The 20,695-nt window shown below is 75.6% G+C and carries 17 protein-coding genes; 2 read left to right on the top strand and 15 right to left on the bottom strand.

Going from position 1 to position 20,695, the window contains the following annotated elements:
- Positions 1 to 138 precede the first annotated feature (138 nt).
- From ACZ5WC_RS31845 to ACZ5WC_RS31810, 8 genes are all read right to left on the bottom strand, one after another.
- Complete coding sequence (locus ACZ5WC_RS31845) at positions 139 to 2,010, bottom strand: glycoside hydrolase family 3 protein (protein ID WP_468544077.1); 1,872 nt, start codon at positions 2,008 to 2,010, stop codon at positions 139 to 141.
- A gap of 145 nt (positions 2,011 to 2,155) precedes the next feature.
- The gene (locus tag ACZ5WC_RS31840) at positions 2,156 to 3,379 is read right to left on the bottom strand and encodes a beta-ketoacyl-[acyl-carrier-protein] synthase family protein (protein ID WP_468544076.1); all 1,224 of its coding nucleotides are present in this window, start codon (positions 3,377 to 3,379) and stop codon (positions 2,156 to 2,158) included.
- The gene (locus ACZ5WC_RS31835; protein ID WP_468544075.1) at positions 3,376 to 3,636 is read right to left on the bottom strand and encodes an acyl carrier protein; all 261 of its coding nucleotides are present in this window, start codon (positions 3,634 to 3,636) and stop codon (positions 3,376 to 3,378) included. Before ACZ5WC_RS31835 ends, ACZ5WC_RS31840 begins: the two co-directional genes overlap by 4 nt.
- 10 nt (positions 3,637 to 3,646) lie before the next feature.
- Complete coding sequence (locus tag ACZ5WC_RS31830) at positions 3,647 to 4,723, bottom strand: beta-ketoacyl-ACP synthase III (RefSeq protein ID WP_468544074.1); 1,077 nt, start codon at positions 4,721 to 4,723, stop codon at positions 3,647 to 3,649.
- A gap of 16 nt (positions 4,724 to 4,739) precedes the next feature.
- Entirely contained in the window at positions 4,740 to 5,582 is an 843-nt protein-coding gene (locus ACZ5WC_RS31825; RefSeq protein WP_468544073.1) for an SDR family NAD(P)-dependent oxidoreductase, read from the bottom strand.
- On the bottom strand, positions 5,579 to 6,652 hold the full coding sequence (locus ACZ5WC_RS31820) for a 3-oxoacyl-ACP synthase III family protein (protein WP_468544072.1): 1,074 nt from the start codon (positions 6,650 to 6,652) through the stop codon (positions 5,579 to 5,581). The genes ACZ5WC_RS31825 and ACZ5WC_RS31820 overlap by 4 nt, the downstream gene beginning before the upstream one ends.
- Positions 6,649 to 8,481, bottom strand: a complete 1,833-nt coding sequence (locus ACZ5WC_RS31815) for an acyl-CoA dehydrogenase family protein (protein WP_468544071.1) — start codon at positions 8,479 to 8,481, stop codon at positions 6,649 to 6,651. Before ACZ5WC_RS31815 ends, ACZ5WC_RS31820 begins: the two co-directional genes overlap by 4 nt.
- 170 nt (positions 8,482 to 8,651) lie before the next feature.
- A complete protein-coding gene (locus tag ACZ5WC_RS31810; protein WP_468544070.1) occupies positions 8,652 to 9,614 on the bottom strand; it encodes an acyltransferase domain-containing protein in 963 nt (320 codons plus the stop codon).
- A gap of 355 nt (positions 9,615 to 9,969) precedes the next feature.
- On the opposite strand from ACZ5WC_RS31810, the gene ACZ5WC_RS31805 reads away from it, so the two are divergent.
- Positions 9,970 to 11,361: a tetratricopeptide repeat protein gene (locus tag ACZ5WC_RS31805; protein WP_468544069.1), complete on the top strand. Its 1,392-nt coding sequence runs from the start codon at positions 9,970 to 9,972 to the stop codon at positions 11,359 to 11,361.
- Positions 11,362 to 11,554: 193 nt separating this feature from the next.
- On the top strand, positions 11,555 to 12,733 hold the full coding sequence (locus tag ACZ5WC_RS31800; RefSeq protein WP_468544068.1) for a 4-hydroxy-3-methylbut-2-enyl diphosphate reductase: 1,179 nt from the start codon (positions 11,555 to 11,557) through the stop codon (positions 12,731 to 12,733).
- Between the two features lie 57 nt (positions 12,734 to 12,790).
- On the opposite strand, the gene ACZ5WC_RS31795 is transcribed toward ACZ5WC_RS31800, so the two are convergent.
- From ACZ5WC_RS31795 to ACZ5WC_RS31765, 7 genes are all read right to left on the bottom strand, one after another.
- On the bottom strand, positions 12,791 to 13,579 hold the full coding sequence (locus ACZ5WC_RS31795; protein ID WP_468544067.1) for a sugar phosphate isomerase/epimerase family protein: 789 nt from the start codon (positions 13,577 to 13,579) through the stop codon (positions 12,791 to 12,793).
- A 45-nt stretch (positions 13,580 to 13,624) separates the two neighbouring features.
- Complete coding sequence (locus ACZ5WC_RS31790) at positions 13,625 to 14,302, bottom strand: GAF domain-containing protein (RefSeq protein ID WP_468544066.1); 678 nt, start codon at positions 14,300 to 14,302, stop codon at positions 13,625 to 13,627.
- On the bottom strand, positions 14,286 to 14,789 hold the full coding sequence (locus ACZ5WC_RS31785) for a S8 family serine peptidase (RefSeq protein WP_468544065.1): 504 nt from the start codon (positions 14,787 to 14,789) through the stop codon (positions 14,286 to 14,288). Before ACZ5WC_RS31785 ends, ACZ5WC_RS31790 begins: the two co-directional genes overlap by 17 nt.
- Before the next feature lie 35 nt (positions 14,790 to 14,824).
- Entirely contained in the window at positions 14,825 to 18,055 is a 3,231-nt protein-coding gene (locus tag ACZ5WC_RS31780; RefSeq protein WP_468544064.1) for an adenylate/guanylate cyclase domain-containing protein, read from the bottom strand.
- 222 nt (positions 18,056 to 18,277) lie between these two features.
- Positions 18,278 to 18,496 carry an aroma-sacti cluster domain-containing protein gene (locus tag ACZ5WC_RS31775; RefSeq protein WP_468544063.1) on the bottom strand — a complete coding sequence of 73 codons (219 nt, stop codon included), beginning with the start codon at positions 18,494 to 18,496 and terminating at the stop codon, positions 18,278 to 18,280.
- On the bottom strand, positions 18,493 to 19,176 hold the full coding sequence (locus ACZ5WC_RS31770) for an iron-containing redox enzyme family protein (RefSeq protein WP_468544079.1): 684 nt from the start codon (positions 19,174 to 19,176) through the stop codon (positions 18,493 to 18,495). The genes ACZ5WC_RS31775 and ACZ5WC_RS31770 overlap by 4 nt, the downstream gene beginning before the upstream one ends.
- A gap of 62 nt (positions 19,177 to 19,238) precedes the next feature.
- Positions 19,239 to 20,402 carry a radical SAM protein gene (locus ACZ5WC_RS31765; protein WP_468544062.1) on the bottom strand — a complete coding sequence of 388 codons (1,164 nt, stop codon included), beginning with the start codon at positions 20,400 to 20,402 and terminating at the stop codon, positions 19,239 to 19,241.
- Positions 20,403 to 20,695: the final 293 nt, after the last annotated feature.

Genomic DNA, 20,695 nt, shown 5'->3' with positions numbered 1-20,695 from the left:
CCCACCCCCCCCCCCCCCCCCCCCCCCCCCCCCCCCCCCCCCCCCCCCCCCCCCCCCCCCCCCCCCCCCCCCCCCCCCCCCCCCCCCCCCCCCCCACCGGCAGCAGTGCGACGACGCCGGTGCGCGGGGTGCATGGCGTCAGCGGCGGGGCACCGCCGGCGTCCGGACCGCATGGGGCCGGTACGACAGCCCGTGGCCCGCCGGGTACAGCACCCGCGTCGGGTCGTCCGCTCGCTGTACCGGAACCGGCAGTCCGCCCCGCGGGTCGGCGTGGCCCGCGATCACCCGGGCGGCGGCGCGCAGTTCGACGTCCGTCCAGGAGTACGCGGCGAGGGCGGCCGCGATCCCGGTCCCGGTGAGATGGGCGATGTCGTAGGGGTTGCGGATCGCGATGGTGATCACCGGGACGCCGGTCGCCACGAGGGCGGTGACGAGGGTGCGCTGCGAGTTGCCCGCCGTGATGTTGTACGTCGCCACGATCACCGCGTCCTTGCCCTGCGCGGCGGCCACGGCTTCGGCGGTCTTCGCCTGGTCCGGGGCCGTTCCGGTGGACAACGCCCGTGCGGCGAATCCCAGTTCGCCGAACGCGTGGGCCAGGGTGCTGGTCGGCGGGCCCGTCGTCCCTGAGGGGGAGGCGGGATCGGCACCCACCACCAGGAGGTCGCGGTGGGAGCGGCGGGAGAGCGGAAGCAGGGAGCCGGGGTCCTCCAGCAGGGTCGTCGTGCGCTCGGCGATCCGGTCGGCGGCGGCCAGGTGGGCACGGATGCCGACGGTACGGTCCACGCCCCGGCGGCTGACGAACGGATCGCGGAACAGGCCCAGTCGGCTCTTGAGCCGGAGGATGCGCAGGATCGATTCCTCGACCCGCGTCTCACTGATCTCGCCACTTCTGACCGCCTCCAGCACCGCGTTCCAGGCGACGGAGAGATTCGGCGGGTTCAGCAGCTGGTCCACGCCCGCCAGCAGGGCGAGCACCGGGACGCGGTCGTCGCCGTACTTCATGCGCACCGCCTCCATGCCGAGCGAGTCCGTGACGACGACCCCGTCGAAGCCCAGCTCCTCGCGGAGGATGCCGGTGAGGATCGGCCGGGAGAGCGTGGCCGGGTCCTCGGCCGGGTCGAGTGCGGGGACCACGATGTGTGCGGTCATGACCGCGTCGATGCGGGCGCGGATCGCGGCGCGGAACGGCGGGGCGTCCAGCTCCTCCCACTGCGCGCGGGTGTGCTCGATGACCGGCAGTCCGGTGTGGCTGTCGGTGCTGGTGTCGCCGTGTCCGGGGAAGTGTTTGACGGTCGACGCGATCCCGGCGCCCTGATACCCCCTCACCTGGGCCGCGACCAGGCCGGCGACCGTCTCGGGTTCGGAGCCGAAGGACCGTACGCCGATGACCGGGTTGGCCGGGTCGACGTTCACGTCGGCGTCCGGGGCGTAGTTCTGGTTGATGCCGAGCGCGGCCAGCTCGGTGCCCGCGATCCAGGCGGCCCGGCGGGTGTCGGAGGGCGAGCCGCCCGCACCCAGGGCCATCGCGCCCGGCAGCAGCGTGGCGGGTTCGCCGACCCGGCAGACGATGCCGTGTTCCTGGTCGGTGGAGACGATCAGCGGGACGCGGTGCCGCTCGGCGAGGGCGGCGCGCTGGAGGCCGTTGGAGAGGTCGGCGATCTGGTGCGGGTCGCGGGTGTTGCGCGCCCAGGTGAAGTAGATGATGCCGCCGACGTGGTACGTGGAGATCAGCTCGGCGGCGTTGCGGACCCCGATCTCTTCGAGGTTCGCGTCGATGTCGGCCTGGTCCGGGTCGGTGGCGGAGTGTCCGTACACCCGCGTCACGAAGAGCTGGCCGACCTTCTCCTCCAGGCTCATCCCGGCGATGATCCGCCGCAGCCGGCGGTCGGTGTGGGTGTTCGCGGGGTGCGCTGATGCGGTGCCGGGTGCGGCGAGGACGCCGGTGGCCGCCGCCGCGGTGGCGGCCGCGGTGGCGGTGAGGAGGGTGCGTCTGGAGGTGCGGTGGGGCACGTGAGCTCCTTCCCGGAGGTGAAAGAAACTTCCAAGAAGGTACGCTTATAGGGAAAGTAACTTCCGGTCAAGGGGCCCGGCCGCAGGCGGAGCGACACGCGCGCGAACGAGTGACGGCTCGCCGCCCCGCCCACGGCGCACCCCGTCAGACGCCCGTGAGGGCGAGGACCGTGTTGTGTCCGCCGAAGCCCAGGGAGTGGCTGAGGGCGAGACGGACGCGCTGGGGCCGGGCGGCGGTGCGGACGATGTCGATGCCTGCCGTGGCGTCGTCAGGGGCCGTGAAGTTGGCCGTGGGGGGAACGGTCGCGCGGGCGATGCTCAGCACGGTCAGCGCCGCCTCGATCGCGCCCGCCGCCCCCATGGTGTGCCCCAGGACGCCCTTGGCCGAGGTGACCGAAGGGCCGTCCCCGCAGCCGTACAGCTTCCGGATCGCCGTGGCCTCCACCGCGTCGTTGAGCGCGGTGCTCGTGCCGTGGGCGTTGATGTGGTCGACCTCGCCCGGGGTGCGCCCCGCCCGGGCCAGCGCCTCCCCGGTCGCGGCCCGCAGACCCGCGCCCTCGGGGTGCGGTGCGGTGGGGTGGTGGGCGTCGCCGGTGGCCCCGTACCCGGCGAGGAGCGCCTTCGGTCGGACCGACCGGGCGGCGGCGTGGTCCGCGCGCTCCAGAATGAGCACCCCGCAGCCCTCGCCCAGCACGAAACCGTCGCGGTCCAGGTCGAACGGGCGCGAGGCGCCACCGGGGTCGCGCTCGCGCCGGGACAGTGCGCCCATCTTGGCGAACGCCGAGGCGCACAGAGGTGTGACCATGGCGTCCGTGCCGCCCGCGACGGCGATGTCGCACGCCCCCGCCCGTAGCAGCAGACAGGCCGTGATGATCGCTGTCGCGCCCGAGGCGCAGGCCGTCGAGGTCTGCAACGAGGGCCCGGTGGAGCCGAGTTCGAGGGCGAGTTGCCCGGCGGCCATGTTGGGCAGGAACGCGGGCAGCGTCATGGGGGAGAGTGCGCCGGGTCCGGAGGTGAGCAGTTTGCGGTGCTGGGTCTCCAGGGTGCCGATGCCGCCCGCCGCCGTGCCCACGACCACCGCGACCCGCCCCGGCGTCCACTCGGCCGGATCGAGCCGCGCCGAGGCGAGGGCCTCGCGGGCGGCGGTGAGCAGGAAACGGGTGGCGGGGTCGAAGCGCCAGAGCCGCCCCCGTATCCGCTCCTGCGGCGGTACCCGGCACGAGAGCCGCACCGGCGCGCCCGCGTCCGCCAGGAGGGGGTCGGTACGCGCCGTCGCCAGCCCGGCGCACACCGCTCTCCAGGTCGCTTCGGTGCCGATGCCGCCGGGTGTCACCAGGCCGACCCCGGTGACGGCGATGTCCTCGCTCACGGTGTGGCCCCGGACGCCCGGTCCGCGTCGAGCAGTTCCGCCACCGAGCGGGCCACCTCGTCGACGGTCAGTTCGGCGGCGGCCTCTGAGTCGTCGAGCGGGACGCCCCACTCCTCCTGGAGGGTGACGTAGAGCTCCACCACGGCCAGGGAGTCCAGTTCCAGGTCGCCGAGGGTGGCATCGGGGCGTATGAGATCGGCGGCGACCTCGAACTTGTCGCCGAGCAGGGTCACGAGGTGGGTGTAGACGTGCTCCATCGGGGGCTCCTCACAGGGGTCGTGGCGGTACGGAAGGGGTGGTACGAAGAGGCGTGGCCGCGTCCGGCTCCTCGGCCAGCGGACTGACACCGGGCCAGGTCAGCGCGGCGGACGCCCAGGTGAAGCCGCCGCCGAACGCGGTGAGCAGGCAGCGTTCACCGGGCGCCCGCTGAACGGCGGGGTCGGCGAGGACGAGGGGGATGGAGGCGGCGGCGGTGTTGCCGAGCTCGCGGATGTTGCCGAACCGGTACGCGGGCGCGATCCCCAGCCGGTCGCCGACGGAGTCCAGGATGCGCTGGTTGGCCTGGTGGCCGATGAACGCCCTTACGGAGTCGGCCGTCCAGCCCGCCCGCCGCAGCACGGCCTCGGAGGACTGTGTCATACGGCGCACGGCGTGCGCGTAGACGGCACGGCCCTCCATGTGGAAGAAGTGCGCGTCCGGGGCGGGCGGCGGCAGATGGCGGGGGTGACGGGCGCCGCCGCCCGGGATCGTGATCGCGGCCCGCCCGCTGCCGTCCGCGCCGAGGTCGGTGGCGACGACGGCCCCGGGCTCGTCCGGTACGCCGGACCGCAGGAGCACGGCACCGGCCCCGTCACCGAAGATCGGGGCGGTCGTCCGGTCGGACGGGTCGACGATGGCGGTGTAGGTCTCCGCCGCGATGACCAGGGGTGTGGCGCACATCCCGCCGCGTACCAGGCCGGTCGCCACGGCCAGCGCGTACAGGAACCCCGAGCAGACCGCCGACACGTCCAACGCGGCCACGGTCCCGAGCCCGAGCCGGTGGGCGACCTCCGGGGCGGTCGCCGGGCAGGGGTGGTCGGGGGTGGAGGTGGCCAGCAGGACGAGGTCCGGGCGGGCGCCCCCGGCCGAGGCGAGCGCCGCCCGGCCCGCGCCGACCGCCAGGTCGCCGGTGCTCGTACCGGGCGGGGCATGGCGGCGGCGCTCGATCCCGGTGCGGCCCCGGATCCAGTCGGCGTCGGTCAGCAGCGCGCCGCGCGCGATGACGGCCTCGTTGTCGACCACGGGCGGCGGGAGGCAGGAGCCGACACCGGAGACGACGGCGGTGGTGGTGCGCGTGGTCTGCATGCTCAGGCCTCGGACCTCAGGACGCCGCGAAGGGCGAGGACGGCTTCGGGTGGCCGGCCAGACCACCGTCCGGCACGGCCAGCCCCCCGTCGACGACCAGCGCGTGGCCGGTCACGAACGACGCGGCGGGGGAGGCGAGGAAGAGGGCAGCGCCGACCACCTCGTCCGTCGTGGCCCAACGGCCCATCGGCACATGGCTGGTGAGCCAGTCCGACAGGACGTCGGCCTCGCTGGCGAACGTGGTCATGTCCGTACGCGTCCATCCCGGGCAGAGCGCGTTGACGCGGATTCCCTGCCGGGCCCAGCCGACGGCCAGGCTGCGCGCCAGCGACAACTGGGCGGCCTTGGTGGCCGCGTACGCCTCCATCATCGGGGTGCCGACGACCCCGGCGACGGAGGACATCAGGACCAGGCTCGCCCGCGCCGACTCCAGCAGATAGGGGTGGGACGCCCGGCAGACGGCGGCCGTGGCGTTGAGGTTGACGGTGATCACCGTCTCCCAGTCCCCTTGCTCGGCGTGCTGGAGCGGCAGAAGCAGCGGGCTGCCGTCCTCGGCCGTGGGCAGGGTGCCCGCGTTGTGCACGACGACGTCGAGCCCGCCGAGCGCCGCGGCGGCCCGGTCGACCAGGGCTGCCGCCACGCCCGGTTCGGCGAGGTCCCCGTCGAGGGCGACGGCCTTGCGGCCCCGGTCCTCCACCGCCCGTACGGTGGAGTCGAGGGCGGACAGCGTCCGGGCGGTCACCACCAGGTCGCACCCCGCGTCGGCGAGGCCTTCCGCTACGGCCCGGCCGATGCCCCGCGAGCCGCCGGTCACCAGGGCGCGGGCACCGTCAAGGCGGAAGAGGTCCACAGCGTTCATGGCAGGTTCCTTTCTGACACGTTCGATACGGAGGGGTCGCAGGTGGGCGTGGGCAGGGGCATCAGCGCGCGGGCCCCGCTCCAGGTGAGGAGTGCGCTGCCCCAGGTCATCCCGGCGCCGAACACGGTGAGCAGCACCCGGTCCCCGGGCCGCAGCCCGTGCCGGGCGGCAGCGGCGGCGAGCGCGTACGCGGCGCTGGCGGCCCCGATGTTGCCGACCTCGTCACCGACGACGACCAGCCGGTCCGGGGGGATGCCGAGCTCGCCGCCGAGCCGCCGCAGCAGTACGGGGTTGGGCTGGTGGCAGACGAAGCACGCGATGTCCTTCACACTGAGACCGGCCCGGTGGAGTGCCTCGGTGATCAGCCGGGGCAGCACGTCGACGATGAAGCGGCTGACGCTCCGCCCGTCCATGCGGATGTGGTGGTTCCCGGCGGCGAGCGTGGTCGGGGCGGCGGGCAGTCGGCTGCCACCGCCCGGGATCAGGACGAGCCCGGCCTGCGTCCCGTCGGAGCCGAGCCGGAAGTCCGCGAACCCGTACGGTTCGTCCACCGCCCCCAGTACGGTGGCGGCCGCCCCGTCGGCGAAGAGCACCGAGGTGCCCCGGTCGGCGCGGTCCAGGAACTTGGAGTACGCCTCCACCCCGACCACCACCGCGTAGCCGTCCTGCTCGGCGCCGCGCAGCCAGTCGTGGGCGACCTTGGCCGCGAACAGCCAGCCGGAGCAGGCCGCGCCGACGTCGAGGGCGACGGCCCGGTGCGCGCCCACGGCGGCCTGGACACGGCACGCGGTGGCGGGCCCCAGCTCGTCGGGGGTCGAGGTCGCGCAGACCAGCAGGCCGATGTCGGCGGCGTCGATACCCGCGGCCTGGACCGCCGACCGGACCGCGTGGGCGGCAAGGTCGGACGCCGCCTCGTCGGGGCCCGCGACGTGACGGGTGAGGACTCCGGTGCGCTCGCCGATCCACTGGGCGGTCACTCCGGCATCGCGGGCCACGTCCTCGTTGGTGCGGACGCCGGGCGGGAGGTGGGTGCCCAGGCCGAGGACTCCGATGCGGCGGGCGGCGGTCATGAGGTGGCCCCGCGCGTCCAGATGAGCGCGGCGTCCAGGGCGTCCCGCTCGCCCTGCTCGTCGAATATCTCGACCAACAGTGGCAGTCGCTCCATCACGGCATCGCACAGCCGGTGGACGACGCCGGGCAGCGCCTCGAACTCCGCCGGTTCCAGGGTCCCGAGGGCGAGCAGTGGACCGGCCCAGCGGCGGGCGGAGAGGACGCCGTGCAGGGCGGCCAGGGGAGTCAGGGCCCGGACGAGGCCGGGGTCGCGGAGCCGTTCCAGTACGCGGGTGACGTCATCGGCCATGAGCAGCACGGCCCGGACCTCGCCCAGGGCACCGGCCTGCTCCAGCAGCGGGTTCCACCGCTCGAAGGGGTCCAGGGACGCATCGGCCGCACCGCGCCGTATCAACTCCCCTGTGAGAGCGGCCTGATGGTGTCGGAGGAGGGTGGGCCACCAGTGCGGGGAGGTGGGGTCAGGGGTCTCTTGCGGCTCCGGCTCCTTCCCCGGGTCCTCCTCAACGAGGGCGCGGCCTATGTCGTAGAAGATCAGCTGGCTGTCGCCGCCCGCTGTGTCGAAGGCGTGGTGGAAGCTCTGGTAGGCGGCGAGGCGGTTCACGGTCAGCTGGCCCGAGAAGCCGCACCGGTGCTGGCACTCGGCGGTGAGGCGGGCGGCGGTCCGGACGGTGACGGCCTTGTAGGCGGCCAACGGTCGGCTGACGGCCGCCCACGGCGTGAACCCCATGGCCTCCTCGCCGCCCGGCGGGGATGGCGCGGCGCTGCCGGCTCCCCTCCGTACGGACAGGGCCCCGTCGGCGGCGCACGTCAGGGCGAACGCGTCGGCCAGCGCACCGAGGAGCACGGTCTGCTGGCTCCGGTACGCGAGCAGGGGCACCCCGGGGGCGAGCCGGCTCTGAGTACGGCGCTGCCGGGCGTAGTCGACGGCCCGGACGGCGGAGCGGCGGGAGGTGGCGGCGGCGACGGCGGGCATGGCTGCCCACAGCCCCTGCCCCACCCGCAGGGTCCGTTGGAGGCGCTGCTCCGGGGACCCGGCGGGATCGTGGAACGTCGTCCTGCCGTCATGGCCGATCCGGGCCCCGTCGGACAGCCAGTGGGCACGCGCCACCCGCAGGCGGTGGAACCGTACCTGTACGTAGTCGAGCGGCAGGGCGTCCAGGGCGATCGGCGCGGACAGCTCGACCCCGGGGAGCGGACCCCGCTCGTCGGTGAGAGCGACCATGAACGCGAAGACCCCGCGGTCGACGCCCTCGACGAAGAGCCGGGCCAGGACCACGCCCGTCTGGTCGACGCCCTCCGTACCTGCGCTCCCGAACTTGGCGGCGCCCGGCTCGGGAGTGTGCAGGACGAACGAGCCGTCGGCCGGTTCGAAGTCGGCGCGGGTGCCGGTGGCGAGGTGGCTGTTGGCCTGGCCCACCTCGGTGATCAGGTAGACGCCCTTGGCGCGCCCTTCCCGCAGCGCCGACAGCCGGGGCTCCAGACCCTCGGGGTCGTCGGAGAGCTCGGTCAGCGAGCCCAGGCAGAGCAGATGGTGGACCAGGCCCGCCAGGCAGAGGGGCGGGTCGGCGACGGCGGCACAGGCGTGGACGGCGGCGAGCCGGGCGGGGTCGTCGAGGATGCCCGCGCCGGGCGGCAGCGCCTCGCTCATCGCCCGCAGCCGCCGCAGCAGCACCTCACCCCGGCCGGGCCCGTGGACCGGACCGGGGTCGTCGGCGAGCGCTTCGCGCAGAGCGGACAGGGCGGCGAGGGACGGCGGATCGCAGAAGCCCTCGATCAGTCGGCGCACTTCGTCACGGGCGCTTTCGGGCAGGGAGGTGAGCAGCGGCATGGGTTCTCCGGTGGGCGGGGGTTTCCTGGGCGGATGGGCCGGTTCGAGGGCGGGCTCGTTTCCTGGGCGGATGGGCCGGTTCGAGGGCGGGCGGTGCCGGTCGTGCTGGTCCTGCGGTGCGGGCCGGCGGGCGGGGCGAGGCTGCCCGGGGACGGCCGTGGCGGGGCCGGTCACCAGGGGAAGCCGGGTTCCGCGAGCGGGGCGTGCACCGGCGGAGCCGGGGACGGCAGCGCGTCCAGCACCTTGCGGGCGCTGGACGCGAGCGCGCCCCCCGTGCCCGCCTCGTAGAGGACGCCCGGCCGGTACGCGGACAGCTGGCGCAGTACGGCGGGTACGGCGGCCGGTCGGATCAGGCAGTCGGCCAGGCACGCCGCCAGATCGTCCCCGGGGCGGTAGCGGCGGCCCGCCACCGCCGAGTGGACCGGGAAGCGTGCCTTCGACCGGGGGTAGGCCCGGAGCGCGGCGGTGAAGGACCCGGCCGCCGCACCCAGCGACGGATGGTGCGAGGAGAACGGCAGCCGCAGACGCACCGCGGCCACCTGCCGGTCCGCGGCCGCCTTCTCGACCCGGGCCAGCGCCGCCACCGGTCCCGAGACCACCACCGACGCCTCGTCGTTGACCACGGCCACCACCGCGTCCCCGGCCGCCGCCCGGTCCAGCAGGACGTGTGCGGACCGTTCCGAGCAGGCCAGGACCGTCAGCCCGCCGGGACACGACGTCAGGACGAGCGCGAGGTCGTGGGCGGCGCGCGCGCCGTCGCCGACCGAGAACACCCCGGCGGCGGTCAGCGCGGCGATCTCGCCGAAGCTCACCCCGACCGCCGCGACCGGCTCCCCGTACGCCCGGCACAGCGCCCGGTGCACGGCCACCGAGGCACCGAACTGGGCCAGTTGGGAGACCCCGGGCGCGGCGAGCGCCAGGTCGCGCCCGCTTGGTGGCTCAGGCCCCAGCAGCCGGGGGCCGAGGGGAGGCAGCCCGCACTCCTCCGCTACCGGGTCGACCTGTTCGAAGACCTCGCGGACGGCGGTGCGCAGCTCGTCACCGGCGCGGGCGGCGTTCACCAGCGCGCTGACGGAGAAGTCGCCCTGGCCCGGAAACAGATGGACGGGCCGGACGGACGGGCCGGTGTTCATGGTTCCTCCGATCGAAGACGGCCGATGAGGCTCGGGGGCGGAAGGGGAGAGGAGCGGAGAGGAGAGGAAAGGACGAGGACGGATCGCGGACCGGCGCGGAGGGCGCACGGCGAAGAAGAGGTCGGTGACAGGGGCGGCGGGAACTCCGCTCGGCGGGCCCGCCGGGCCAAGGAGCGCACGGTCGCCAGGGCATGCGCCCCGGATGGGCACTGTGCGCGGCCGGGAAGGGCCTCCACGCTGAGTCTGCGGCAGGCGGCTGCCCATGCCGCCGGGGGCGGGCGGCCAGCATGTTGAAAACAGAACGATGTTGAACGGCCGCGCCTCCTCGGCGGCCGATGGGGGGAGGGTGGAGAGCGTGCGAGCACGCCGTACGCCGAACCAGGCGCTGCGCATCCTCCTGGGCGAGGCCGGGTGGAGCGGTGCGCGGCTGGCGCGCGAGGTCAACGCGCTCGGCGCAGCGCAGGGGAACGTACTGCACTACGACCGCACCGCGGTGGCCCACTGGCTCGCGGGCAGCCGCCCGCGCCGCCCCGTGCCCTCCCTGGTCGCCGAAGCCCTCTCCCGACGACTGGGCCGGACGGTGCGGGAGCAGGACACCGGGCTGAGCGCCCCCCGGAGCCCCGGCCGCGCCCCCGTGGCGCCGGCCGGTGAGGAGGGTGCCGTGCCACGCCTGGAGCACGTGCTGAACGCCGTCGACCGGCGCGGCGCCACTCTCGTCGGCGCCTACTCGCTCGCCGCCCTGGTGACACCGGCCGGACCGCCGGTCACCCCGCCCGCCGGGTCCGCCCCGGCCGGGCAGACCGCCCCGGTCAGGCAGGCAGGCATGGCCGGGCGGGTGGGCACGGCCCATGTCATGTCCGCCCGGGAGATGCTCGCCCTCTTCTCCCGGGGGGACGTCGTCTTCGGCGCGGGCCGGGTCCGCGAGCCGCTGCGCCAGTACCTGTCGGTCACCGTGCTGCCCTGGCTGAAGCGCGAGATGACCCCGGGAGTCCGGCGCGAACTGCTCACCGTGGCCTCCCAGCTCACCTATCTGTGCGCGTTCACCCACTTCGACATGAACCACCACGCCGCCGCCCAACGCCTCTACCTCACCGGAGCCGAACTAGCCCGGGAGGCGGGCGACCGGATCGGGCACGGCCTCGCGCTGCGCGGGCTGAGCGTGCAGGCACACGCGTTGGGGCACTTCGGCGAGGCCCACCACCTCGCCGAACAGGCCGTACAGGAAAGCCTCCGGTACGCCCCGCCCCACCAGCAGGCCTTCTTCCACGGCCAGCTGGCCGTCGCCCTGGCCGCGCGGGGGGACGGCCGGCACGCCCGACACCTCGCGGCGGCCGACCGCTGTCTGGAGAGGTCGTCGAACGGTGACTCCCCCGTCGGCGCGTTCCACCTCGGTTCGCTCGCGCTCCAGCGCGCCTCCGTGGCGGTGAGCCGGGGCGACCGCCGCACCGCAGCCGCCGCCCTCGACATCTCCCTGCGCCACCGCCCCGCCGACGAACGGCGCTCCCGCGCCCTGGGGCTCGCGGAGCTCGCGGAGAACCGACTGGCCATCGGTCACCTGGAACAGGCGTGCCATGCCTGGCACAGGTTCCTCGACGTCTACCCTCGTATCCACAGCGCGCGGGCCGACGACCGGGTGCGCCTGATGATCGCCATGAGCCGTCCGTACACCACGAGCCCGGCGGTGGCCGCGCTCCACGCACGCGCGCACGAGCTGCGGCGCGGGCGGAGCGCTGCGCCAGGGGAGTGAGTGGCGGGCGTCGCAGGAAGGCCGGGGCGGGTCCGCTCGGTTGGATGGGCTTGACGATCTTCGTCAAGCTGCGTCCCCCCCCCGCCTCCCACGCTTCTCCTACCGCCTCCCGCAACCTTCATCCCTCCCTTCCTCCCCTCTCACCCCTCTCACCACTTCTCCCGCAGATCTCGCGGACCATCGGCAGGATCGTATGAACCGAAGCAAACGCTCCGACGTCTTCTCCTCCACGTCTCTCCGGATCGCCCCGGGGGCGCTCTCCGTCGCGACGACATGGCGGCATCCCCGGCGAGGCTGGATGGACTGCCCCGCCCACCCCTTGCTCTCGGCCCATGCCCTCCGGGCCGGGTTCGCGGTGGCGACGCTGCCGTGGCCCGCGTCGGGACCCGGCGGGCGGCAGGAGCCGAGGCCGCCGACGACGGTCTTCGTGGTCTCTTACGAGAGCCCGGAGGGCGGACACCGCGGCCTCGCCGTCGCGGCCCGCAGCGACGAGGCCGCGGCACTGGCCTTCGCGCGCCACCAGATCGAGTCCTGGGGCGCGGTGCTGCGGACCCGGCGGGTTCTGCACGTCAGTGAGGCGGCGGCCGGTGACGGCGGGTGGCTGGCATGCGGGTGCCCCGTCGGCCGGGACTGCCCGTCGGCCGGGTACGCGGAGCGCTCGCTCCACCGCTCGGCGGACCTGGGGGACGAGGTTGTCGTCGTGGGCGAGCCTGTCACCGGCTCCGGTACGTGGCCGCGCCGCATGCCCGTCGGCCAGGTGATGCGGGCGGCGACCTTACGGCAGGCCGAGGCGCTGTGGGTGAGGGACCCGGACCGGCTCGCGTTCGTCGTCGCTCCCGGGGCGGTGGTCTCCGAGGCGGTGGGGATTCTCGGAGTGCTGCGTCGGCGCTTTCCGCGGCTGCGAGGACAGTACCCGGGGGAGTGGTGCTACACGATGGACGACCTGGACACGGCGGTCGGCTCCGTCCTCGCCCAGTCCGACGCGCTCCTCGTCACCGGCCGGAGCGGTGGCCCGCTGGCCAGCACAGCCCTGGCGCGGGCGGCCCGGACGGGGGTCAGGGTGCGGGAGCTGACCAGCCTGGACCGCCTCGGCCCGCAGGACATCGACGGGGCTACGGTCACGGTCCTGGACGCGGCGGCCCCGGAGACGGCCCCGGGAACCGTCCCGGACCCGGACCCGGGGCCGGGCGCGGACGTCGGTACGGGCTCCGGCGCCGGAGCCCGGCAGGAGGGGGCTCCGGGCAGCCGGAGCGTGGCGCAGATCCTGGGAGGCCTCGGCCCGGCCAGCCACATCTGGCGCGTGGTGCGTACGGAGACCGTGGCGCTGCCCCCGCCCTCCCGTGCCCGCACCGAGTCACGGGCCACCGTCTGAAGGCGGCCCCGCGTTCCCGGTGGAGAGATCGCTGCCGGGCGCCGGGTGCGGCCCCGGCTACTGCTTCGGCGCACCCAGCCGCAACAGGTGGTCGCGGCCCGCGTCCAGCAGACCCGGCAGCCCCGCCGCTTCCGGGTGCCAGCGCTTCTCGTACTCCCAGCACACCCACGCGTCCGGAGCCAGCCCGTCCAGGCAGGCCGCCAGCGGAAGCACCCCGGCCCCCGGCGCCAACGGGGTGAGGTCCCGCGCCGATGCGACGTCCTTCACCTGGACGTACCCCAGGTGCGGGGCGAGCACGGCATGGCTGGCGGCGGGCTCCTCACCGGCGAGCCACGTGTGCAGCACGTCCCAGACCGCACCGATCCGGGGATGCCCGACCGTGGCCACGACCCGGGCGGCGGCCACCGCAGCACGGTGCGAGTCGTGCGTCTCCAGCAGGATGCTCACCCCCAGATCGGCGGCGTACGGCGCGGCGGTCCCCAGCCTCCGGGCGGCGGTCGCGTCGGCCGCCTCCGGGTCCTGATCGCCGCCGCCGGGGAAGACCCGGACGTACGGCGCCCCCAGGTCCCGGGCGAGCCGCACCAGCTCGGCCAGTTCCGCCAGGACCGGTCCGTCGTCCCCCTCGGCGGCCACCCTCACGTACCCGGCGAGGGCCAGGACCTCCACCCCGGCGGCCTTGAACACCTCCACGACATCGGCGCGTTCGAGCGGCGAGAGCCCCAGGTGTACCGGCTCCTCGGGGTGGACGCGCAGCTCCACGCCCTGGTAGCCGTGCCCGGCGGCCAGCCGGACGACCTCGGCGAGGGGCGTCCCCGGCACTCCGAGGGTCGAGAAGGCGAGCTTCATCGTGCGTGTCCCTCCCTGGCGGCCGAGGCGCCGCGAGCGGTGTGTTCAGGCGGCGCCGCGCAGCAGCCGCTCCAGATTACCCAGCAGCTTCAGCGCGTCCTCGCGCTCCGCCCCCTCCAGCACCTGCCCGGGCAGGGCCGGGACATGCTCCGCCTCCCGTACCCGCTCCGTCTCCCGTACCCGCTCCGGGGTGATCACCCGCAGGGCGGCGGCGGCCTGCCGGGCGAACATCGCCAGCAGGTCCAGCTCCCGCAGGTTCGACCGGGCCTGCGGGGAGGGGTCCAGTACCTCCAGGACACCGAGGATGCGGGAGTCGCTGATCAGCGGGGCCGCCATCAGGGCGTTGGGCACATAGGCGGTCGACTCCGCCAGCGAACGGTCGAAGGAGGCGTCGGAGGTCAGGTCGTCCACCACCACCGGCTCCCCGGAGGTCGCCACCCACCCGGCGATCCCCCGCCCGGCCGGGAACCTGCGGCCCACCAGGAACTCCTCGCCCTGCCCGGACACCGCCTGGAAGACCAGCTCGTCCGCCTCCTCGTCGAGCAGGAAGACCGAACTGGCCTCGGCCCCGAAGATGGCACGGGCCACGTCGACCACCGACTGGAGCAGTTCGCTGCGCGGCGCGTCGGCGTCGGAGGCGGGGGCGGAGGCAGGGGTGGGCGTGGGGGGAGCGGAGGACGTGGGGGAGGAGAGGAGAGGTGCGGAATCAGTTCTCGGGGTCATCACGGATATCTCCTGCCGCTGTGGAAGGACGCGGCGCGTGACGCACGTTGGCCGCGGACAGATAGAGGGCGTTCTTGAGCTGGAAGGCCGTCATCCGGGGATGCGCGGACAGCACCCGGGCGCAGAGCCCGGCGACGTACGGGGTGGCGAAGCTGTTCCCCGTGGTGCGGATCGTCCGGCCGCCCAGCCACGGCACGGTCACGTTCTGGCCGGGACCGAAGAACTCCACCGTGATCTCCCCGCTCTCCCCGTCCTTGACCACCACCCAGGAACCGGCCAGGGGGCCGACCAGCGGATGATCCCGCTCCACTCCGGAGTCCACCACGCACACCCGGACCCCGCGCCCGGTGGCCGTATCGGCGGGCCGGCCGCCCGGCGGCACCCGGTCCGCCAGCACCGGTACGTCGCTGGGGCCACGCCCGCGCAGACTCCACGTCAGCCCCTGCCCCGGGGCGGTACGCGTCGTGGCGGGAGTCTCGCCGATCATGGTCGCGCCCCCATCGGTTCCGCGGTCGTCATCGGTCAGCTCCGCTCTCTCGTCGTGGCCACGGCCGAGGGCGGCCGGGCGAGGAAGCCCGCGGCCCGTCGCGCCCCGGGCAGATGCCCCTTGCCCCTGAAGTGGGCCTCGGCCGACCGGGCGCACGCCCGGGCCTCCGTCTCCCGGCCCAGCGCGGCGAGGGTGTGCGCCCGGTCCAGCTCGGCCGTCGCCCGCACCAGCGGGGAGTCGGTGAGCAGCGAGGCCCGCACCGCCCGATCCGCCTGCCCCAGCGCCTCGCCGGGCCGCTCCGCCGCCGTCAGCCGGGCCCGCAGACCCGCCAGGTCCACCGCGTCCGCCCGGCTCAGCTCCGCCGGGTCGGCCACGTCCGCCACCCACCGGGCCGCCCGGTCGGCCCGGCCCCGGTCCAGCTCCAGGCGGGCCGCGTCCAGCGCCACCGCCGTCCGCATCCCGGCCGCCCCGGTGCGCCGGGCCGCCTCGTCCGCCCGGTCCAGCAGCGCGAGGGCCTCCTCGCTCCGGCCGAACAGCGCCGCCACCGTGGCCCGGAACACCGGCAGGAAGACCTCCGCCTCGGCGAACCCCAGCCTCCCGGCCAGTCGTTCGGCCTCGGCCAGCGCGCCGGACGCCTCCTCGGGCCGGTCCCGGAGCGCGTACAGCACCGCCAGCGGGCAGTTGAGGGTGACCCGGACCGTGGGGCGGCCCGCTCCGTGCGCCGCCAGCAGCGTCCGGCAGCGGACCACGGCGGCGGGCGCCGGAACGGGGCCGCGCCACAGCGAGACACCGATCGCGCCCAGTGCCCCGGCCCGCTCCGGCTCCGCACCGGCCACCACGGCCTGCTCCAGGGCCCTGGCCTGGTCCCGCTCCGCCTCCTCGTGCCGCCCGGACCGCTGGAACTGCTGGGCGAGCCGCAGATGGGCGCGCGCCAGGCCGGTCGCGTCCCCGGCCGCCTCGAACACCGGCAGCACGGCGCGGGCCACGGCCGCCGGGCCGGGGCCGCGGCCATCCGGATGCAGCACCGCCAGCGCCAGCCGGGCGTGCGCCGCCTCCACCGGATCGGCACCCATGTCCCGTACCCGCCGCAGCAGTTCGGCCCCTTCCCGGGCCCGGCCCAGCGCCACCCGCACCTCGCCGAGCCGCCGCGTCGCCGCCGCGTCCCCGGGGCCGAGGTCCACCGCCCGCTCCAGCAGGCCGTGCGCCCAGTGCAGATCGGACCGGGCGGCGGCCTGCGCACCGGCCCGGCCCAGTGCGGCGGCCGCCCGTTCGCGCAGCCGCCGGGCCGTGTCGTCCAGCAGGCCCAGCTCGGCGCGGTAGCGGTAGGCGCGCTCCAGGTGCCCGCCGACCGCTCCGTCCCCGCTCCGCAGCACACTGGGCAGCTCCGCCGCCCAGGCGTGCCGCTCCGCCTTGGCCCGCTTGGACAGCGAGGCGTACGCCACCTCGTGCACCAGACCGCTGCTGAAGCGGTACGCCTCCGCCTCCCGGCCGCCGCCCGGCGGCCCCGACTCCACCAGTCGGCGGCGGGCCAGCCCCGCCAACGCCTCCTCGACCCGCAGCCGGTGCCCGGCGCCCGGCCCGGCCGCCCCGTCGAGCGGGCCGGGGCCCTGGCCCTCCCCGGCCCGTACGGCCAGCTCCAGCCGGACCAGCTCCGGGGCCGTGAACTCCCGGCCGATCACGGCGGCCAGGTCCACCACCGAGCGCTCCGGCCGGGCCAGGGCCCCGATCCGGGCGCCCAGCAGGGCCTGGAGGGTGGGCGGCAGTTCCTCGCCGGGGCGGCAGGCGCCCTCCGGGCCGGCCCGGTCGCCGATCAGCAACTGCTCCAGGTAGAGCGGATTTCCCCCGGCCCGCGCCAGGAGCCGGTCGTCCACCGGGCCGGGGCGGCCGCCCTGCCCGGCCAGTCCGGCGGCGAGCAGGACCGCCTCCTCCCTGGGGAGGCCGGTGAGCTGGAACTGCCCTGCCCCGCAGGGATGTCCGCCGCCCCCGCCCGGCCCGTCGCCCCCTTCCGGCTCTTCCGGCCGTCCCGCGCAGAGCACCAGTACGCCCGCGCACCCCGTCCCGTCGGTGAGGCGGCGCACCGTGCGGACCAGCAGCGGGGCCGCCGCGTGCCAGTCGTCCAGGACCAGGACGGCCGGGCGGCGCCGGGCGGCCTGGTCCAGGACCGCTGTCAGGGCCGCGCACATGTCCTCGAAGGAGGCGTTCGGCGTACCGTCGCGCAGCAGCCCGCCGGACAGCAGGGCCATCGCGTCGTCGACGGCCGGACCCCCGGCCTCCCCGCCCGGCGTACCGCCCCCGGAGGGGCCCGGCGGCCCGGACGCCAGCAGGGAGCGGACCGCGTCGGCCAGCGGGGCGAGGGTGCTGTGGTCCCCGTAACTGCGGCACCGCCCCGCCCCGTACGAGAGGCCGCCGGACGCGGACCGCCGCGTCAGCCACTCCCGTACCAGCCGGGTCTTGCCGATCCCCGCCTCCCCGGTGACCCGCAGCAGCCCGCCGCCGCCGCGCACCGCCCGCTCCAGGGCCGTGTCCAGAGCCTGTTGTTCGGCGCGGCGGCCGACGAAGGGCACGTCGAAGCGGCGCAGCAGCTCGGGGTCGTCGCCGCCCAGCGCCAGCAGCCGGTAGGCCGCCACGCTCTCCCGCTTGCCCTTCAGCCGCAGCGGTCCCGTGGGCTCGGCGCGGACCGTCGGACCGGCGGCCAGCAGGGTCCCCGGACCGATGAGGATCTCGCCGCGGCCCGCGTTCTGCTCCAGCCGGGCGGCGATGTTCACGGTCTCCCCGGACACCAGCGCCTGCCGGGCGGTCGCATCCGAACCGGCCACCACCTGACCGGTGTTGACGCCGACCCGGGTGGCCAGCTCGATGCCGAGGGTGGCGGCCAGCTCCTCGTTCAGCCGGGCCAGTGCCCGGCGCATCCCGAGCGCCGCCGCCAGCGCCCGGCGGGCGTCGTCCTCGCGGACCACTGGCACCCCGAACACCGCCATCACCGCGTCACCGATGAACTTCTCCGGGGTGCCGCCCCGGGCGGTGATCTCCGCGCTCATCGCCTCGAAGTACCGCAGCGTCACCGTCCGCAGCGTTTCCGGATCGAGCACCCCGGACAGCGCCGTGGAGCCGACGAGGTCGCAGAAGAGCACGGTCACCGGCTTGCGTTCGTCCCCCGGGGGCGGGGCGGGGGCCGGGGCGGCCGCGGCGCTCGCGCACCGGGTCCCGCAGGACGAGCAGAACCGGGCCGTCGACGGCAGGTCCTGCTGGCACGAGGGGCAGTTCATGGCGGGTCCTTCTCTCCCGGGAGCCGTGCGGTCAAGGGGGTGTCCGGCGGGTCACCCGGGGCTGGCGCCCTGACGGGCACGGGCCCGGCGTGCACCGGACGTTCGTGCCCTGGCGGGTACGGGCCCGGCGCGTGGACCGGATGTTCCGCCCTGGCGGGTACGGGCCCGGCGGCGGTGAACCGGACGCCGGGCCCGTACCGGTGATCGGTCACCGGTCGCGGGTCAGAACAGTGCGCCCCCGGCGATCTCGCCGTGCGCCTGGACCTCCGGCCCCACGGCGTCCAGTCGGCTCTTGACGTCGAGCAGCAGGGCCAGCTCCTGCGAGGTCAGCGCGTTCAGCACCTCGCGCTGCTCCTCGGTGAGCAGGTCCACGGGGAAGCCCGCCTCGTACAACGCGTCCGGCAGCGGCGGCCGTCCGGCGCTCTCGGGTGGTCCGGTCATGATGTGACTCCCATCGGTGGGACAGGTCCGGCTCCCCGTGGCGACGGCGCCGCCACGGAGCGCCCGAGCCGGACGAACAGCCGGGTGAGCGCGTCCAGGGAGTGCAGCGCACTGACCGCCACGGTCGCCTCCAGCTCCCGGGTCAGCGGCAGCCGGTCCAGCAGTGCGTACAGCTCGTCCAGATGTTCCGTGTCGAGCACCGAGTGCTCCCGTACGGTCCGCAGGGCCGCGGCGGGCAGCCCGGTCCGCCGGGCGATGCGGTCGGTGAGGCCGGGGGCGGGGGCGTAGCCCTCCAGGACGGCGATGTAGCCGAGCAGGGCCACCGGGTGGTGGTGCTCGATCCAGTAGTGCTGGGCCCCGACGAGCGCGGCGACCAGGGGCGGGGGCATCGGGGCCAGTGCCTCGCCGGGCGTGCCGCCCGCCGCCCGCAGATCCTCCAGCAACCAGGCGTCGTGCCCCTCCTCCTCCCGGATGTGCTCCTCCAGATACGCGGCGAGCGGGGCGGCCGACGGATCGCCGGACGAGACCCGTCGCCGTGCGCGGTCCAGGGCCAGCTCCATCAGGGGGACGGAGGCGCGGATGACGGCGTGCATCGTGCACAGATACGTCCGGTAGCGCGGCAACAGCCCCTCCGCGCGCCACATGTGGTGGGTGGCGCCCCGGAACTCCGGCTCCAGCAGCAGGAGTTTGGTCCGAAGCCGGGCGGCCGCTCCGGGGACCCCGGCCGCCTGCCTCGCCGCGCTCACCGGGCGTCCCCCGCGTCGGTCTCCCGCGGTGGCGGCCCGCCCGCGAGGACCAGCGGCGCGTACGTCGCGCAGCCGTGGCGGCGCACCACGCCCCGCGCGCCCTCCCGGGAGCCGTGCAGCGCGGCCGCCAGGTCCAGCAGTTCCCCGGCGGCCCCGCCCGCCACCGCACGGGCCCCCGCCGCCACCGCCTCGTCCCCGCCCAGCGCCCGGCAGCCGTCGCAGTAGGAGCCGCGCGCGGCACCGGAGCCGTACCGGGCGGCCAGGTGAGCGGGGCCGACCGTGCGGAGCATCCGCAGCACCGGGGACTCCAGCGACCGGCGGCGCACCGTTCCCCAGTCGTCATCGGCGATGTGGCCGAGGTCCAGATGGGCCGGGACCGGCCGCCGGTCCACGGTGTCCTGGTTGCAGCAGGCCAGCACCCGTCCGTCGAAGGCGACCACCGGCCAGGCGGCCATCGAGCACGGGGAGGCCGCGGCGGGGTCGGGGCCGGTGCGGGCCGCCCGCGCCCAGGCCGCGGCCCGGCCGAACGGCCGCACCTCGTTGACCAGGCACGGCACCCTGCCCCCGAACTCCCCCTGTACGGCCTGGGTGATGTCGGTGAGATACGGGTCGGAGCCGCCCGTTCCGGTGAGGTGGAGGCTCACGGCCACGCCCTCGTCCCGGATGAGGTGGAGGGCGCGGAACACGTCGGCGCGGGGCACCTCGCGCTCGTGGTGGACGTCCAGGGAGGCCGAGAAGTGGTCGACGGAGCGGATCGCGCGCAGGATCGCGGGCGGAATCGCCCCGGCCCGGCGGCCGGCCCGCTGACCGGTCCGCCGCCCGTTCGGCGGGCTGCCCGGCCGGCCCCCGGACCGGGCGAAGAACATGCCGCTGAGCAGGGCCGTACGGGACCCGGCGGCCCGCGCCAGCGTACTCAGCCGCTCTGCGAGCCCGGGCAGCAGCAGCGGCTCGCCGCCGGTCAGCATGACCACGTCCGGCCGGTTCTGCTCGGTGAACGAGGCGACGAAACGCTCCAGTTGGCCGGCGTCCGGCTCCTGGCGGGTGAACGGGCCCGACCCGGTCGAGCAGTGCGCGCAGCTCAACGGGCAGCGCCGGGTGAGTCCGAGGAGCAGACCCGCGGCCGGGAAGGGCCGCCGTGCGACGAGTTCGGCGAGTTCCATGCGGGCCGCCTCCTTCGGGGCCGGGGCGCGTAGGGCGCGTACCCAGGCTGCGCGGCACCGGTTCGAGGACGGCCCGACGATGCTTCGGCAGCGGTATGGGCCCAGCTCAGGACGGCCCCCCGGGCCCCGGCCGGAACCGGCGGGGGGTGCTCCCACCGTTGCGAGCTGGCCCGATACCGGTGCCATACCGGCGCCGAAGCGATCGCCAGGCCGGGCTTCCTAGCTTTCTCGGCAACGGCAGGCACCGGCCCGCCGAACCGCAGTGACGAGTGGATGGAGATCGCCATGTCCGA

The sequence above is a fragment of the Streptomyces sp. NPDC033165 genome, from assembly GCF_055577965.1.
Note: the sequence above shows the minus strand (reverse complement) of the source record. Positions and strands in the feature narration are given on the sequence as shown.

Coding starts and splice junctions, on each gene's coding strand:
- ACZ5WC_RS31835 (WP_468544075.1), bottom strand. CDS start 3,636: ATGGAGCACGTCTACACCCACCTCGTGACCCTGCTCGGCGACAAGTTC.
- ACZ5WC_RS31830 (WP_468544074.1), bottom strand. CDS start 4,723: ATGCAGACCACGCGCACCACCACCGCCGTCGTCTCCGGTGTCGGCTCC.
- ACZ5WC_RS31825 (WP_468544073.1), bottom strand. CDS start 5,582: ATGAACGCTGTGGACCTCTTCCGCCTTGACGGTGCCCGCGCCCTGGTG.
- ACZ5WC_RS31820 (WP_468544072.1), bottom strand. CDS start 6,652: ATGACCGCCGCCCGCCGCATCGGAGTCCTCGGCCTGGGCACCCACCTC.
- ACZ5WC_RS31815 (WP_468544071.1), bottom strand. CDS start 8,481: ATGCCGCTGCTCACCTCCCTGCCCGAAAGCGCCCGTGACGAAGTGCGC.
- ACZ5WC_RS31810 (WP_468544070.1), bottom strand. CDS start 9,614: ATGAACACCGGCCCGTCCGTCCGGCCCGTCCATCTGTTTCCGGGCCAG.
- ACZ5WC_RS31800 (WP_468544068.1), top strand. CDS start 11,555: ATGAACCGAAGCAAACGCTCCGACGTCTTCTCCTCCACGTCTCTCCGG.
- ACZ5WC_RS31795 (WP_468544067.1), bottom strand. CDS start 13,579: ATGAAGCTCGCCTTCTCGACCCTCGGAGTGCCGGGGACGCCCCTCGCC.
- ACZ5WC_RS31790 (WP_468544066.1), bottom strand. CDS start 14,302: ATGACCCCGAGAACTGATTCCGCACCTCTCCTCTCCTCCCCCACGTCC.
- ACZ5WC_RS31785 (WP_468544065.1), bottom strand. CDS start 14,789: ATGATCGGCGAGACTCCCGCCACGACGCGTACCGCCCCGGGGCAGGGG.
- ACZ5WC_RS31780 (WP_468544064.1), bottom strand. CDS start 18,055: ATGAACTGCCCCTCGTGCCAGCAGGACCTGCCGTCGACGGCCCGGTTC.
- ACZ5WC_RS31775 (WP_468544063.1), bottom strand. CDS start 18,496: ATGACCGGACCACCCGAGAGCGCCGGACGGCCGCCGCTGCCGGACGCG.
- ACZ5WC_RS31765 (WP_468544062.1), bottom strand. CDS start 20,402: ATGGAACTCGCCGAACTCGTCGCACGGCGGCCCTTCCCGGCCGCGGGT.